Consider the following 15,430-nt stretch of genomic DNA (forward strand, 5'->3'; position numbering starts at 1 on the left):
AGCAGGTGCTGTTCCGGGAATCATTCGTGCGCCTGCGCCGACGCGTTATTCCGGCATGACATGCCAGGCATGCCTTAAATCAAAAGTGGGGCGCAATGCCCCACTTTTCAGTACCGGTTAACAGATCAACTCACCCGATAATTCGGAGCTTCTTTGGTGATCTGTACATCATGTACGTGGGACTCCATCATGCCGGCACCTGTGATCTTCACAAATTCAGGCTTGGTACGCATGGTCTGAATATCACCACTTCCGGTATACCCCATGGACGAGCGCAGACCGCCCATCAACTGATGCACGATAGCCGTCATAGAGCCTTTATAAGGCACACGACCTTCAATACCTTCCGGAACCAGCTTCTCTACGCCAGCATCTTTATCCTGGAAGTAGCGGTCACTGGAGCCCTGAGCCTGCGACATAGCACCCATAGAGCCCATACCACGGTAGGACTTGTAAGAGCGGCCCTGATATAGCTCGATCTCGCCCGGTGCTTCTTCAGTACCAGCCAGAAGGCCACCGACCATGACAACGCTGGCACCGGCAACGATCGCTTTAGCCAGATCACCAGAGAAGCGAACACCACCGTCAGCAATCACAGGAATATCGTATTTTTCCAGTGCAGAAGAAACATTCGCTACTGCAGAGATCTGAGGTACGCCAACACCTGCAACAATACGGGTGGTACAGATAGAGCCAGGACCAATACCCACTTTAACCGCATCAGCACCGGCTTCAGCCAGCGCAACGGCAGCTTCAGCTGTTGCAATGTTGCCACCGATGACCTGAACCTGAGGGAAGTTCTCTTTCACCCAGCGAACACGCTCGATAACACCTTTCGAATGGCCATGGGCGGTATCAACCACGATCACATCAACGCCGGCCTCAACCAGAGCAGTAACACGATCAGGGGTTTCAGCACCTGTACCGACTGCAGCACCCACACGCAGACGACCATCTTCATCTTTGCAGGCACTCGGGTAAGTACGAGCTTTCTCGATATCTTTAACGGTCACCAGACCCTGCAGATGGAACTCATCATCCACAACCAGTATTTTTTCGATACGGTGCTGGTGCAGCTTAGCTTTAATCTCATCCAGGGATGTGCCCTGCTTAACCGTTACAAGTTTTTCTTTTGGGGTCATGATGTTGGCAACAACATCATCCAGATTCGGTTTGAAGCGAAAATCACGACTGGTTACGATACCTACCAGCTCATCACCGTCTACAACTGGCATACCAGAAAAGCGAGTATCAGCTGTTAGGGCAAGCACTTCGCTTACTCTTGTAGAGGGCGTTACCGTTACAGGATCTTTAACGATAACACTTTCGTATTTCTTAACCTGACGCACTTGCTGAGCCTGCTGAGCAATGGTCATATTTTTATGGATAATACCGATACCACCTTCCTGCGCCATCGCGATTGCTAAGCGAGATTCAGTAACAGTATCCATCGCCGCAGATACCAGCGGGATATTAAGAGAGATACCACGGGTGATTCGTGTCTTCAGGCTGACGTCATTCGGGAGGACGTCTGAGTAACCTGGAACCAGCAAAACATCATCAAAGGTGAGTGCTTCTTGAGCAATACGTAACATATTCCGCGAGCCTGCTGAAGAGTGAGGATAGAAAGAAGAATAACCCAATATTTTATCGTAACTGTTTTTCCGGGTAAACCGCTATTAGACTAGGATTGTTCTCTTTTACCGTCATACACTGTAAAAAACGACTAACACCAGCAGCACCGAAACGATGAATCGCTAAAAAAATGCCAAACGGAGTAAAAAATGCCTGACCAGCCTCCAGCGAATTTCACCCATGGGCAGGATGAGATATTTAAGCAACCCGCGACACCGGCCATCCCTGAGCGAAAAGTGTTAACCGTCAGCCAGCTGAACCGACAAGCCCGTCAGTTGCTTGAAAAGCAATTTGCCCTGATCGTGGTAGAGGGTGAAATATCTAACCTCAGCACCCCGGGTTCTGGTCATTTGTACTTCAGCCTGAAAGACGAAAAAAGCCAGGTACGCTGTGCGATGTTTCGCAACCGGGCAGGCCTTTTAGCATTCCGCCCGAAAAATGGCGATAAAGTTCAGCTGCACGCTAAAGTCAGCCTTTACGAGGGACGCGGGGATTTTCAGCTGATCGCCGAAACCATGGAGGAGCAGGGACGCGGCGCTCTGATCCGGGCTTTTGAAGCCCTGAAATTTAAGCTAAAAGAGGAAGGACTATTCGACCGCAGCCGCAAAAAGCCTCTGCCTCCAATCCCGAATGTCATCGGCCTGATCACCTCTCCAACAGGCGCTGCCATTCGGGATATGCTGATTGTACTCAAACGACGCTTCCCTCTGGCAGAAATTGTTGTCTATCCTGCCACTGTTCAGGGCAATGAGGCTCCGGATACCATCACACGGGCCATTGAACTGGCTCATCTGCACGGCAAAAGTGACCTGCTGATTATTGGTCGCGGTGGCGGTAGCCTGGAAGATCTGCAGGCTTTTAATGATGAGCGGGTTGCCCGGGCGATCTCAGCCAGCTATATCCCTACCGTCAGTGCCGTTGGCCATGAAACCGACATCACCATTGCCGATTATATCGCAGACTACAGAGCTCCGACGCCATCTGCTGCCGCAGAGCAAGTCAGTCCCGATCTTACCCAGTGGCAACAATGGCTAACTCAATCGGAAGCGACACTACATCGTCAGATAGAGCGCCAGCTACAAAATAATCAACAGGGCCTGGACCATCTGGCACACCGTTATCAGCGCTGCCTTGGTGGGCTCCAGCAACAGAGAAAACAGCTTACCCATATAGAACAGCGGCTGATTCAGGGTATGAAAAACCAGCTCTCCAGAAAACAGCAGCAACTGGATAAAAATTCGGGTCGGCTAAAACACCCCAAAACAGAACTGCACCAGCAGCAACAACAACTGAACAACCTGAAGCAGCAACTACTTCGCACTCACGAGTATCAGTCCCGACACCATCACCAACAACTGCAGCAGCTACAGAACCGGCTTTGGCGGGCAGCACCTGCCAAAGGCATTCAGAATCAGCAATCTCAATTACATAAGCTATCACTAAGCTTACAAAAAGCATGGCAACACCAACTTGAAGGCCGCCAACAAAAACTGGCAGAGTTAAGTCACCGACTTCAAACCGTCAGTCCTTTGGCAACCTTGTCACGGGGATATGCCATCGTTCAGGATGACAAAGGTAATATTGTTCGTCATTATCAGGATGTTAATCAGGGGGATCATGTCTGTGCCCGACTGGCTACAGGTGTATTACACTGCAAAGTTATGGCGCAAGATGCCGATAACTAGTCACTGAAGAACAATTGCGCTGTTAAGGGGAAGAAGATGCGCCGAACAATAAAGACCAGACGTTCCGGATTTCATATATTTAGTACCAACAACGGGACTGGCAGGCTTCGCTCTTTTCTGTGTCGCAAAACAGCCATACTCAGAATTCCAGCACTGACCGTGCTGCTGGTTCTGGGGTTCAGCCTAAGCGCAATAAGTCGGGCGGACACTATCTCCAGCTACAAACCCAAGCCAGACCCTATGCCGGGAGGCGTAGCCGTTATTGAGCTGCCAGTTTCCCTCGGCACCGAAGAAGAGCCTGTTGTCTACTTTCAGGGCAGACGGGTTTTTGTAAAAAATCACCCCTATAACCAAAAAAGCGATAACCGCTGGATTACCTGGGTGGGAATCCCTCTGAACACCCAGCCTGGCAAGGTGCCTCTGCTGATAGAGCAGCCAAACGGCCGCAATCGTGAAATCATGATTAATATCCGCCCCTCTAAACACAGCGAGCGCTACCTGGTTAGCCGAAAACCCATTCAGAAAAATCTATCCGCTGCTCAACAGCAACAAATTATGAACGATGCAGATCTGATTAAGCGCCTGACACAGCAGCGTAGCGGATTAAAGCCAGATACTCGGCCGTTTATGCACCCGACACGAGGAGAGGTCATCCGCCCTTTCGGTGACCAAACGTATCTGAACGGCGAGCTGCTGGATAGCCATAATGGTATTGACCTCAGTGGCCAACGAGCCAATGCGCCCGCAGGTGGTAAAGTTGTGCTGATAAAAGACCTGTTCTACGGTGGAAAAACGGTTCTGATTGATCATGGCCGTGGGCTTTTCACTCAGTACAGCCACCTTGCAAGCGTCAATGTGCGTGTCCGTGAGGGGCAGCGCATTCGCCGGGGCGAAGAGATCGGAAAAATAGGCAGATCAGGCCACCGTATCGATATTGGCAAGGACTACGCGGCCGATATTACGCAGCCTCATCTTCACTGGAGCGTCAGCCTGAATGGTGTGTTTGTTAATCCTGAGCTGTTTCTGGATAAAGCAGCTCGCTAGCTTCAGATGACCGAAAAAGGGTAACAAGACAACGCCAGATAACCGGTTAGTAAAAGTGACCGGTTGTAAAATGAAGTGCAGGACAGGATAAATCAACAATCAGGCAGAACCACTATCACTGGTAACTGCCTGATATTCCAGACTTATTATTCACGTACGTTTTCTAGCACTACCCTGACGGGCTTTAAAACGCGGGTTACTTTTACAGATAACATAAAGACGCCCTCTGCGTTTAACTATTTGGCAGTCCGGGTGACGTAGCTTGGCTGTTTTTAATGAGCTGAGCACCTGCATAGATCCATCCTAGAATTACATTATTGATAGGAATATGTTGGTAAAAGTGAACAAAAGCTATCAATCAGCCTTTTTCAAACCACGGCTTCCAAAACGCTGTTTAAATCGTGCCACCCGCCCCTCACTACTCACCTTACGCTGCTCACCTGTATAAGCCGGATGAGATGCACTGGAAACATCCAGGTTATACAAAGGGTACGTTTTGCCATCCTCCCAGACAATGGTTTCACTTGGTTTGCACGTTGAGCGAATACGAAACGTTTTACCGCAGCTGCCATCCCGGAACACAACATAATCATAATCCGGGTGAATATTCTTTTTCATGGTCATTTCTCCTGATAGCCACAAACAATATGTTATAACGTAACATTAAATACAAATGAAAACAATTATCGTTTGCACAGGTAAAGGAAAACCAATAACCTTAAAATCACCAGATTACTTGATGCACAACAAGTATAAGCAATAACTAAACAACAGAAACTCCCCTAGAATATAAGTGAACTAGAGGACAGGCTCAGATTTAAAGCCAGCCCTTAAGACATGACCTTATGGCCTAATTACGGAGATCGCAGTCATGGCAAATCAGTTCTTTCCCGACTTTGCATTATTCGCGAAGGTTATCCCCCAACCTGTGCCGGTACAAAAGGTACAACAACACTGGCTTGATGGAGTAAACAATCTCGTCAACCTGGAACTCGAAGCCATGATGGAATACAACCATCTATGGTTCGACCTCTGGCAGGACTGTGCGTCCGGCGATAAGGAGGTATGTCACGAGCGCCTGATTGACCACTGGGCAGAGCATCACAAACTACTGATGGACCACCAGAAGCGCCGTGAATCGGTAATAACCGAATGGAAAGAGCATATCGAAGAGGTTCTTTAACCTCGTCAGGTTCAGGCAAGAGGTGATGCTCAGCTTTTAAGCCCGGATCTATGAGCAAAAGCAAAAATGGCCATCGCAATGATGGCCATTTTTTGTGTCTGTTCGCAACATATCAGAGTTCAGAATGGACTCCGGGAATGGGATTACTTCAACAGTCCACTGATATCTTTCGCTTCCCAGTGAGGGAAATGCTTACGGATAAGACCGTTCAATTCCAGTTCAAAGGCACTGATCGGACCTGCCGCCGTCTGTGTGCCAGCCTGGGCGATATCTTCGATCATACCCGCACCTACCGTCACGTTGCTCAGGCGATCAACAACGATAAAGCTGCCGGTAAACTTACTGGATTTGTACGCATCAAACACCACAGGCGCTGTCAGTTCAACCGTTACCAGAGCGATGCCATTCAACGGCAGCTCACGTGCTTCGGATTTTTCCATGGTGTTCACATCGATCTGATGCTCGATATGGGTCACATAACCACTGGTGAAGTGAGTACCGACCTTAAAGCTGTACTGTTTACCCAACTCCAGTGGCGCCTCATGCATCCACACCATATGCGCACTAAAGCTATTACTTACTTTTGCTTCCTGACCGGTTTCAACCAGTACGTCACCACGGGAGATATCGATCTCATCATTCAGCGTTACCGTTACCGCCTGGCCCGGCTGTGCCTGATCCAGCTCGCCATCAAATGTCACAATAGACTTAACCGTGCTGGTTTTACCGGAAGGTAGTGCCGTCACGGACTGGCCTTTCTTAACAAATCCCGCGGCAACTGTACCGCAGAAACCACGGAAATCCAGGTTCGGACGATTCACATACTGTACCGGAAAGCGCAGGCTCTCCAGTGCGATATCGTGATTCACTTCCACATTTTCCAGGATCTCCATCAGAGGCGCACCCGTGTACCAGGACATCAGCTCGCTGTTGTTGGTTACGTTTTCACCTTTTAGGGCAGAAACCGGCACAAAACGGGTGTCTGGCAGATCCAGATCTTTAGCAAATCCTTTATAGTCCGCCACGATCTCGTCATAACGGGCCTGGGAGTAATCCACCAGATCCATTTTATTGACAGCAACGATCACATGCTTAATCCCCAACAGAGAGGCAATAAAACTATGGCGACGGGTCTGCGTCAGTACACCATGCCGGGCATCGATCAGAATAATCGCCAGGGATGCAGTAGACGCACCCGTCGCCATATTGCGGGTGTACTGCTCATGCCCCGGCGTATCAGCAATAATAAACTTACGCTTATCGGTGGAGAAATAGCGGTATGCCACATCGATGGTAATACCTTGCTCACGCTCGGACTGTAAACCATCCACCAGCAACGCCAGATCGATCTCTTCACCGGTTGTGCCGCTCTTTTTACTATCACGGCTAATCGCCGCCAGTTGATCTTCATAGATCATTTTAGAGTCATGTAGTAAACGGCCAATCAGAGTACTTTTACCATCGTCCACACTACCGCAGGTGATAAAACGCAGCAGGTCTTTATGTTCATGTTGTTTCAGATACGCTTCAATATCTTCCGCAATCAGATCGGATTGGTGAGACATTTTGTGTCCTCTATAGGCTTGAGGCTGACCAGTTCACTGAACATCTCAGCCCCAACTTAATATTCTTTATCAGATCCGCGAACCGGGCGGCCTGACGCTCGCATTGTCGGATGGCGCCTGCGGCTTATCCGACCTACGGGTAAACGTATTTCGCTACCGTCTGATCTTAGAAATAGCCTTCGCGCTTTTTCTCTTCCATCGAACCGGTGCCATCATGGTCGATCACACGGCCCTGACGTTCAGATGTGGTGGTCAACAGCATCTCCTGGATAATCTCCGGCAGAGTTGCTGCCGTTGATTCCACGGCACCGGTCAGAGGGTAGCAACCCAGGGTACGGAAACGCACAGAGCGCTGTACCGGCTTTTCACCGTCAGCCAGAGGCATACGCTCATCATCCACCATGATCAGGGTGCCATCACGCTCAACCACCGGGCGCTCTGCAGAGTAGTACAACGGCACAATCGGAATGGACTCCAGGTAGATGTACTGCCAGATATCCAGCTCCGTCCAGTTGGACAGCGGGAACACACGGATTGACTCGTCTTTGTTCACCTTGCCATTAAACAGGTTCCACAGTTCAGGGCGCTGATTTTTCGGGTCCCAGCGGTGGAACTTGTCACGGAAAGAGTAAACGCGCTCTTTAGCACGGGATTTCTCTTCATCACGACGGGCACCACCAAATGCAGCATCAAAGCGGTACTTGTTCAGTGCCTGCTTCAGGGCATCCGTTTTCATCACGTCAGTGTACTTACGACTGCCGTGATCAAACGGGTTGATATTTGCCGCGCGACCTTCTTCGTTAGTATGAACGATCAGGTCCATACCCGCTTCCTTCGCCATCTTGTCGCGGAACTCGATCATCTCACGGAATTTCCACGTGGTATCAACATGCATCAGTGGGAACGGAGGTGTTCCCGGATAAAAGGCTTTACGGGCCAGATGCAGCATTACCGCAGAGTCTTTACCGATTGAGTACAGCATTACCGGATTATCAAACTCAGCAGCTACTTCCCGAATAATATGGATGCTCTCGGCTTCCAGCTGTTTCAGGTGAGTCAGGCGTTCGGGCGATATCATCGTTGTGATCCACTCCTGCTAAAGGTCATAAGCAAGCCCTGACAGGGCGGCTTTTCAAGTCAAAATCTGTTATCGCAACCAGCTTATTAAAGCTTTTGTCAGGTCTGCTGTGACGCAAACAGCCCTATCGGGTGCAATTATAATAGGCGTAGTTAAAACGGAATCCTTAATTACGTCAAATTATTTAAAATCATTTATTGATAACTTTTTAATATAAGAGCAAAAAAATAACTCTGATCCAGCTGAATGTAAAAACGGTACGTCATTCAGACTCAGGAAAAGCAGCGCTGTTCAGGTTAAGACGCTCAACCTTACTGAGTATATTACCGTCATCCAGCAGGGTCAGATTTCTGTAACCAGGAGCCTGTGAGTCAATCTCAAAATTATTGATATGCGGGGCAAACTGAATACTGGTGGCTGGTGTGGTATAGAGAACCAAGCCATCACGCTCAATCTGATGCGCCTGGTGTACGTGCCCGCAGATTACAGCCTTCACATGCCGATACTCACAAAGCGTTTGCCAAAGCCAGCCATCATCCCGCAGAGGAATGCTGTCAATCCCTGCAACCTGCCCCGGTTCAGCCAACTCTGAATGGAAAAAGCCCTGACGGTCCGGCCCCACCAATAAAGGCTGATGGTGTACTGCCACCGCCTGAAATTCAGCCATGGGGTCAGCCAGCATTTCAAGCAACTGATTTCGTGCCGGCACTGACAATTCGCCATGGGGTTGGCCAGAGTTAGAGCTAAGTAGCAGCCACTGCCAACGGCCCAGACAAACAGAACTCTCAACAGATCTGTACTGCGCCATCAGCTCAGGCTGATCATGATTACCGGGAATCCATACCCAAGGCACGCCAACGGCATCCATCCGCTCCGACAAGATGCGATAACTTTCAGACGTTTCATCCTGACTGAGATCCCCAGTCAAAAGGAACAGGTCCGGAAGCCCCTGCCGCTCTATCTGCTGTAGAATAGCTTGCAGATTCTGCCAGGGGTTCTGACCTTTAAAATCCTGCTCTGTCCTGGCAAAAAGATGCAGATCGGTAAGCTGAATAACAGAAACGGGCATTGCGGTTGAGTATCCTTTCAGAGATCAGAAAGCGTGGCTTTGTAGCTGGATAACGATTAAAAGTGCAGGTTCACCGGCTCAGCAATATGGCCATATCGCTGCAGATGAGCCAGCCACTCACCAAGAAAAAGATTGATCTGCAGTTTCTCATCCGGCTGACGCATTTTATCATTCGGATAAAGATACCGACCTTCAAAATGGCGCTGCCGCTGATACCCGACCACCTCAGCCATACGAGCGTCATGGTACAGTCGCACGGAGAGTTCCGGCTGACGCAACCAGTGCCCCCAACTGTCTTGCTGAAAGATGCGCAGTAGCGTTGTGTACTTACTACGCTCGGTAACTTTAATCACCAACTCGCCCAAATGCAGAGCCTCATCACTAACAGCAAAGTGCCATTGCTCTGTTTCCTCAAGATCCGGCAGTAGCTTCAGTAAGCGTAGATAATTCGCTTCACACTCCGCCATCTGCTTTTTCAGATCCACCGCATAGTTAGGTTTTGTTTTCCAGCCATTGTATTGCTGCCAACTACCAAAACGTTGAGGCGCAGCGGATTTCTTACCCGAATTCGAGCGCATATTTATCCCTCCGCCACGTTAAATAACCACATAATCAGGCACCGTAAGTTTCCTGCAGACGCTCACGATTGAGCTGTAACCACTGCAAGCCAATAATCGCCATTGCATTGTTAATGCGACCATCCTGTAATCCTCTGAAAGCCTCAGCAGCATTCACTAACTCTACCCGAATATCTTCATCTTCCTCTGCCAGGCCGTAAATTCCTTCCTGAATATCCCCGCTGTCAATAATGCCCAGAAAAAGATCGATCTGTTCATCCATACCACCGGGGCTAACCCAATATTTATACAGATGTTCAAGATGACGCACCTTGCAGCCTGCTTCTTCTTCAGCTTCACGGTGTACCACTGACTCTAGGCTCTCACCGTCTTCTGTCATTCCCGCAACCAGTTCAAACTGCCAGGGGCTTTGGCTCGACTCATAGAGGCAACCAGGACGAAACTGTTCCACCATTAGCAACTGATCTGTTATCGGGTCATAGAGTAAAACGCCAACCGCATTGCCACGAACAAACACCTCACGGCTCATGACATCGGACCAACCTCCAGCAAACTTCCGGGTTTTAATCCGCAATTTATCAAAACGAAAAAAGCCTTGAAAAACAGTGTGCTTTTCAAGAATTTCTACAGAATCCTGCGCAAATGTTGGTGTTAGTTGCTCACTCATATTTTTTCCTTATAGGTCTGGCCCCTGAGCATAACAAAATATCCGGGGAACTGAAGCGGCGTCACTTTCCCAGCCTCTGCTTTCGTCTGCATGCTACGAAGTTCTTAGCGAAAGCCCAATAACGTGAGTCAGATCAAACTAAAAACGTACATAAAGGAGCCATGTAACATAACATGACTGAAATAATGCAATTTTATTGCAAACATAGAGGTCAAAATCCACTATTGGATAATCTGTAGCAATAAAAAAATTCTAAGCTAACTTCGTGGCAATTTGTTTTGCCAACAGACTGATACAAATATAACGACCAAGTCATAAGAGCGAGCGTTGCAATGCATAATCTCCTGGGCAATATAAAAATTAAATATAAACTCTGGGTCATTATTGGTTTGATGGCAATGGGAACTGCAGTTCTGATCAGCGTCTCCTTAATGTCTCTGAAGGACAACCTTCTCGAAGACCGCAAAATCAAAACCAAGCATGTTGTCGAAACTGTACATGGCTTCCTGGATCACTACTATGGAATGGAGAAAGCAGGTCAGCTGAGCCGCGAGCAGGCACAGCAAGCCGCACAAAAAGCAATTGAAGGCCTGCGCTACGATCAGGATGAGTATTTCTGGCTCAATGACATGAACGCAGTCGTGATTATGCACCCGATCAAACCAGAGCTGAACGGAAAAAATCTGGCCAACCTTGAGGACGCCAATGGCAAGAAAATTTTCAGCGAATTTGTCGGCATCGTAAAAGCTAACAAAGAAGGCTATGTTAACTATCTATGGCCAAAGCCAGGCCATGACGCCCCTCAGGCTAAAGTCTCTTATGTGAAGGGCTTTGCACCCTGGGGCTGGATCGTTGGTAATGGCATCTACTTAAATGACATGGATGAGATTTTCTGGAAAACCTTGCTGCAATACTCCATAACCGTGGGAATTCTCAGTCTACTGATCGGAGGCCTGGCGCTCTTTATTATTCATATCATCACCGTGCAGATCACCACCCTGAAAAACACTATGGTGGCGGTGAAAGATTCCGGCGATCTTCGCGAGCGTGTTGATATCACAACTAAAGACGAGCTAGGCGATATGGCCGGCGCCTTCAACCATATGATGGATAAATTCCAGAACATCGTGAATTCTGTTGGTCAATCCACGCAGCAGCTTTCCCATGCCATCAGCCAAATGTCCGATATTACGGCCAGTACAATTAACGGCGTTACCCGTCAACGCTCTGAAACAGAACAAAGCGCTGCCGGTATGAACGAAATGGCTGCCTCTGCTCAGCAGACTGCAAATATTGCCGACCAAGCGAATGAAACAACACGACTGACCCACGAGCAGACCGAAACAGGCCTTCGGGTTGTTGAAGAAGCGACCAGCAGCATTAACGAATTGGCCAGTGAAGTGGAAGAAGCAGGCAGCGTGATTAATGCACTGGAAGATCACACCGCAAAGATTGAAAGCATCCTTGATGTTATTGGCGGGATATCCGAACAGACGAACTTGTTAGCGCTTAATGCCGCGATCGAGGCTGCACGGGCCGGAGACCAGGGTCGTGGCTTCGCTGTTGTAGCAGATGAGGTACGTCAGCTGGCGCAACGCTCCGCTGAGTCCACCCAGCAAATTCAGGAGATGATCCACGAACTGCAAAGCCGTTCAAAAGTTGCCGTCGATGTTATGAATACAAGCCGTACAAAAGCCGAAACTACCGTCAGTAAAGCAACAGAAGCTGGCGAAGCTTTTCAAACAATTGCAGCATCCATGCAACAGATCAGCTCTTTAAATGCCCAAATTATGACGGCAGCGGATGAGCAGAGCAATGTAGCTAATGAAATGAGTCAGAACCTGGTATCCATCTCCAGTATCTCAGAAGATACCGAACAAGGTACCAGCCTGATACAAGATTCTGCTCAGGAGCTGCAGAAGAACGCTTATAACCTTGAAGCCCTGATTAAACAGTTTAAAACCTGATCTACAGAAAGGTATGTTTTAATCAGCCTGTATGCCGGTTTAAAATCGGCACACAGGCTTTTTTTATTGCTGAGAAGAAAACAAGCTCAGCCCACATCCAGAAGACAACGCCCAAGGGAGGCTGACACCGATATGAAAGGGCGCAATATGCAACGCTGGCGGGACCCTGCAAAAGATCCCCGACGCGAAAAGAAAACGAACCTGATCACCCCGGAAGGCTATGAAGTCCTGCAAAGTGAACGTAATTTTCTGTGGAAAGTCCGTCATCCCGAACTTGCCCAAAAAGTACAGGAGGCCGCAGCTCAGGGTGATCGTAGTGAAAATGCCGATTACACTTACAACAAGCAACTACTGAACAAGACACTGGGCCGTATCCGTCACCTTGATAAACGCCTGGATCTGCTAACGGTTGTGGATAAAAAACCTGATGACCAGGAACGCATCTTTTTCTCTGCCCGAATAGAGCTTGAAGATAATGAAGGTAAGCGAATGCAGATCCGTATTGTCGGGCCAGACGAAGCAGATCTTAAAGAGGGCAAAATCAATATCGACTCGCCGATGGCCCGCTCTCTGCTGGGAAAAACATTAGATGATGAGATTCGGGTACAGGCACCCGGCGGCGAACAGGTTTATTACGTGCTGTCCGTGGATTACGACTGATTTGGTATCCGCCCCATTCAGGATGATCATGCCTACGCAAAAAAACGCCCCGGATCTCTGTCCGGAGCGATTTTTAATTCAGATCGGATTACCGAAATAAAAGCTCTGGGACTCACCTGCCTTATTTAAAAGCACAGCCGGTTTTAATGCCCATCATATTGAATATTTTTGCCGCCGGACAAAAACCAGTAAAAGCAGACTGAATCAGGTTGGCACCGATAAAAACAGTTAACCAGACAAAATTAGCATGTACATACTGCGTCAGAACAACACTAAGCAGCACCATAGAACCAGCAAAAACAAACACCAGACGATCAATATTCATAATACTCTCCAAAACTTATCCAGGCCAAAGAGGCTGACCCATTGAGAGAGATAATATTAGAAAAATCTTAATCAAAGAAATACCGCTTAATTCTAAATAGAATTTAGATATAACCATTAAGAATAAAGAGGCTGCCGAGCCAGTTTCTGCTATCAATAAGGGCGCTCTGCAATAATCACGGCACGCTTGGGAGCAGGGTAACCTTCTGCTGTTTTTGTCGGATCATTAGGGTCGAGAAAATCCTGCAGCGATTGGTAGGTCATCCACTCAGTACTACGCTGCTCTTCTGTTGTCGTAATGGACACATCCACCACCCGCACATTTACAAAACCACATTTCTCCAGCCAAAGCACCAATGCATCCGGACTGGGCAGATACCAGACGTTGTTCATCATGGCATAACGATCCTCCGGCATCAGCACGGTTTGTGCATCGCCATCGACGACCAGAGTTTCCAGCACCAACTCACCACCGGGACGCAGAGCTTCTTTCAGCTGAAAGAGATGATCAATGGGTGAACGGCGATGATAGAGCACCCCCATGGAAAAGACCGTATCAAAGTAATCCAGATTCGCAGGAACATCCTCAATCCCTACCGGAAGGTGGAAAACACGATTACCATCTGCCAATCCCATCAGACGGCGCACCAGCTGAAACTGCATATGAAACCGGGGTGACGGATCGATACCGACCACAAAGCGGGCACCCGCTCCTGCCATGCGCCAACAGTGATAACCGCTACCACACCCCACATCCAGCACACTACGGTTATGTAAGGGAGCTATAAACTCAGCTAAACGATCCCACTTCCAATCGGAATGCCACTCGGTATCAATATAGGAGCCATGCAGATCAAATGGGCCTTTACGCCATGGCATCAGCTTTTTCAGCAGGTTACGGTACTTAGCCTGCATCGGCTGTGGTAACTCAGGCTGAGTGCTGACCTTAACAGCACTTTGCTCAAGATGGGCCTCTACCTGGTAGCCCTGCTCCCTTAAAGCGTCTGCCGTATCAAATTTATCCACAACCCTTTGCCAACCCGGCAGATCAGAATAACGCTTAACATCCAGTGCCTCCTCCAGCTGCTCAGGTACTTTTGCCAGCCATCGGGTAAGACCTTCTTCAGCAAATTTTTGATACAGAGGTGCATAATCCTGCATAGTGAAGCTCACTTAAATCGGGTTGTAGTAAATTTCAGGAATAGACGGGCCTGACTTCGGTTATCGGGCTTTTATCGCCAGTAAAGAAGCAAAGTTCAGATATTGAAACCAAACCGAGCTCTGGGCAAAACCGGCATCCCTGAAGCGCTGATGATGAATGTCAAAGCTCTCAGCCTGCAGAAAGTTCTCCAATGCGGCTCGTTTCTGACTGATCTCAAGCTCGCTGTAGCCGTTAGCCCGTTTAAAATCCAGATGCAGGTCGAATAGGGTATCCTGCTGCTCGGCGGATTCGAAGCGCACTTTTTCAGACAGAACAATCACACCACCGGGTGCTAAGCCTTCATGGATTCGTTTTAACAGCGGCAGGCGCTGCTCCAGAGGCAGAAACTGAAAGGTAAAATTCAGGATCACGACAGAAGCATTGTCGATAGGCGCCTCACAGATATCAGCACACTCCAGGTGTACACCATCACGCTGGGCTTCAGGCACTTCCTGGGACAAAACCTCTCGACAGCGCTCGATCATCGCATCAGAGTTATCCAAGCCGACAATCTCAAGACCCGGTTCCTGAATCTGGTGCAGCACTGATAACATACTGGCTCCCAGCGAACAGCCCAAATCATAGATACGTGTTCCAGGTTGCCAGTAACGACGGGCAATAACGCCCGTCATACCAATCATATTACTGTAACCCGGCACTGACCGTTTAATCATATCCGGAAACACCTGAACGACCTTGTCATCAAATGAGAAGGTAGCCACTTTATCCAGCGGGTTAGCGAAAATTGCGTCTTTTTGCTCTTTTTTCACGGAA

Annotated in this window: 16 protein-coding genes; 5 read left to right on the forward strand and 11 right to left on the reverse strand. The window is 48.7% G+C overall.

Features of this window, described 5'->3' with window-relative positions; all coding sequences use genetic code 11:
* Positions 1 to 125: 125 nt before the first annotated feature.
* Positions 126 to 1,595: an IMP dehydrogenase gene (gene guaB, locus BTA35_RS04530; protein WP_077243198.1), complete on the reverse strand. Its 1,470-nt coding sequence runs from the start codon at positions 1,593 to 1,595 to the stop codon at positions 126 to 128.
* A 189-nt stretch (positions 1,596 to 1,784) separates the two neighbouring features.
* Between guaB and xseA the strand changes: the two genes are divergently transcribed.
* The gene (xseA, locus tag BTA35_RS04535) at positions 1,785 to 3,320 is read left to right on the forward strand and encodes an exodeoxyribonuclease VII large subunit (protein WP_077243199.1); all 1,536 of its coding nucleotides are present in this window, start codon (positions 1,785 to 1,787) and stop codon (positions 3,318 to 3,320) included.
* 36 nt (positions 3,321 to 3,356) lie between these two features.
* Positions 3,357 to 4,364: a M23 family metallopeptidase gene (locus BTA35_RS04540; RefSeq protein ID WP_077243200.1), complete on the forward strand. Its 1,008-nt coding sequence runs from the start codon at positions 3,357 to 3,359 to the stop codon at positions 4,362 to 4,364.
* A gap of 150 nt (positions 4,365 to 4,514) precedes the next feature.
* Here the strand turns inward: BTA35_RS04540 and ykgO are convergent, their stop codons facing one another.
* Both ykgO and BTA35_RS04550 read right to left on the reverse strand, forming a co-directional pair.
* Positions 4,515 to 4,658 (reverse strand): type B 50S ribosomal protein L36, encoded by a 144-nt coding sequence (ykgO, locus tag BTA35_RS04545; RefSeq protein WP_077243201.1) that lies wholly within the window; start codon positions 4,656 to 4,658, stop codon positions 4,515 to 4,517.
* A 60-nt stretch (positions 4,659 to 4,718) separates the two neighbouring features.
* Positions 4,719 to 4,982 (reverse strand): type B 50S ribosomal protein L31, encoded by a 264-nt coding sequence (locus BTA35_RS04550; protein WP_077243202.1) that lies wholly within the window; start codon positions 4,980 to 4,982, stop codon positions 4,719 to 4,721.
* Between the two features lie 310 nt (positions 4,983 to 5,292).
* On the opposite strand from BTA35_RS04550, the gene BTA35_RS04555 reads away from it, so the two are divergent.
* Complete coding sequence (locus BTA35_RS04555; protein ID WP_139363613.1) at positions 5,293 to 5,547, forward strand: hypothetical protein; 255 nt, start codon at positions 5,293 to 5,295, stop codon at positions 5,545 to 5,547.
* A 143-nt stretch (positions 5,548 to 5,690) separates the two neighbouring features.
* Here the strand turns inward: BTA35_RS04555 and cysN are convergent, their stop codons facing one another.
* The 5 genes from cysN to BTA35_RS04580 form a co-directional block, all read right to left on the reverse strand.
* Positions 5,691 to 7,112 carry a sulfate adenylyltransferase subunit CysN gene (cysN, locus tag BTA35_RS04560; RefSeq protein WP_077243204.1) on the reverse strand — a complete coding sequence of 474 codons (1,422 nt, stop codon included), beginning with the start codon at positions 7,110 to 7,112 and terminating at the stop codon, positions 5,691 to 5,693.
* A gap of 166 nt (positions 7,113 to 7,278) precedes the next feature.
* A complete protein-coding gene (cysD, locus tag BTA35_RS04565) occupies positions 7,279 to 8,190 on the reverse strand; it encodes a sulfate adenylyltransferase subunit CysD (RefSeq protein ID WP_077243205.1) in 912 nt (303 codons plus the stop codon).
* A gap of 262 nt (positions 8,191 to 8,452) precedes the next feature.
* Positions 8,453 to 9,259, reverse strand: coding sequence for a metallophosphoesterase (locus tag BTA35_RS04570; RefSeq protein ID WP_077243206.1), 807 nt, complete (start codon positions 9,257 to 9,259; stop codon positions 8,453 to 8,455).
* Between the two features lie 56 nt (positions 9,260 to 9,315).
* On the reverse strand, positions 9,316 to 9,837 hold the full coding sequence (locus BTA35_RS04575; protein WP_077243207.1) for a DUF1249 domain-containing protein: 522 nt from the start codon (positions 9,835 to 9,837) through the stop codon (positions 9,316 to 9,318).
* 34 nt (positions 9,838 to 9,871) lie between these two features.
* Entirely contained in the window at positions 9,872 to 10,504 is a 633-nt protein-coding gene (locus tag BTA35_RS04580; protein WP_077243208.1) for an NUDIX domain-containing protein, read from the reverse strand.
* A gap of 332 nt (positions 10,505 to 10,836) precedes the next feature.
* On the opposite strand from BTA35_RS04580, the gene BTA35_RS04585 reads away from it, so the two are divergent.
* Together BTA35_RS04585 and greB are read left to right on the forward strand one after the other, a co-directional pair.
* Positions 10,837 to 12,471: a methyl-accepting chemotaxis protein gene (locus BTA35_RS04585; RefSeq protein ID WP_077243209.1), complete on the forward strand. Its 1,635-nt coding sequence runs from the start codon at positions 10,837 to 10,839 to the stop codon at positions 12,469 to 12,471.
* A 132-nt stretch (positions 12,472 to 12,603) separates the two neighbouring features.
* Positions 12,604 to 13,131 carry a transcription elongation factor GreB gene (gene greB / locus BTA35_RS04590; RefSeq protein ID WP_077243210.1) on the forward strand — a complete coding sequence of 176 codons (528 nt, stop codon included), beginning with the start codon at positions 12,604 to 12,606 and terminating at the stop codon, positions 13,129 to 13,131.
* 121 nt (positions 13,132 to 13,252) lie between these two features.
* On the opposite strand, the gene BTA35_RS04595 is transcribed toward greB, so the two are convergent.
* The 3 genes from BTA35_RS04595 to cmoA all read right to left on the reverse strand — a co-directional run bounded on the left by BTA35_RS04595 (position 13,253) and on the right by cmoA (position 15,426).
* A complete protein-coding gene (locus BTA35_RS04595; RefSeq protein WP_077243211.1) occupies positions 13,253 to 13,456 on the reverse strand; it encodes a YgaP family membrane protein in 204 nt (67 codons plus the stop codon).
* Between the two features lie 152 nt (positions 13,457 to 13,608).
* Positions 13,609 to 14,616 (reverse strand): tRNA 5-methoxyuridine(34)/uridine 5-oxyacetic acid(34) synthase CmoB, encoded by a 1,008-nt coding sequence (gene cmoB, locus BTA35_RS04600; protein WP_077243212.1) that lies wholly within the window; start codon positions 14,614 to 14,616, stop codon positions 13,609 to 13,611.
* Between the two features lie 60 nt (positions 14,617 to 14,676).
* On the reverse strand, positions 14,677 to 15,426 hold the full coding sequence (gene cmoA / locus BTA35_RS04605) for a carboxy-S-adenosyl-L-methionine synthase CmoA (protein ID WP_077243213.1): 750 nt from the start codon (positions 15,424 to 15,426) through the stop codon (positions 14,677 to 14,679).
* Between the last annotated feature and the right edge of the window lie 4 nt (positions 15,427 to 15,430).

It is taken from the genome of Oceanospirillum linum (genome assembly GCF_001995095.2).
In the GTDB taxonomy this organism is placed as follows: Bacteria; Pseudomonadota; Gammaproteobacteria; order Pseudomonadales; family Halomonadaceae; genus Oceanospirillum; species Oceanospirillum linum.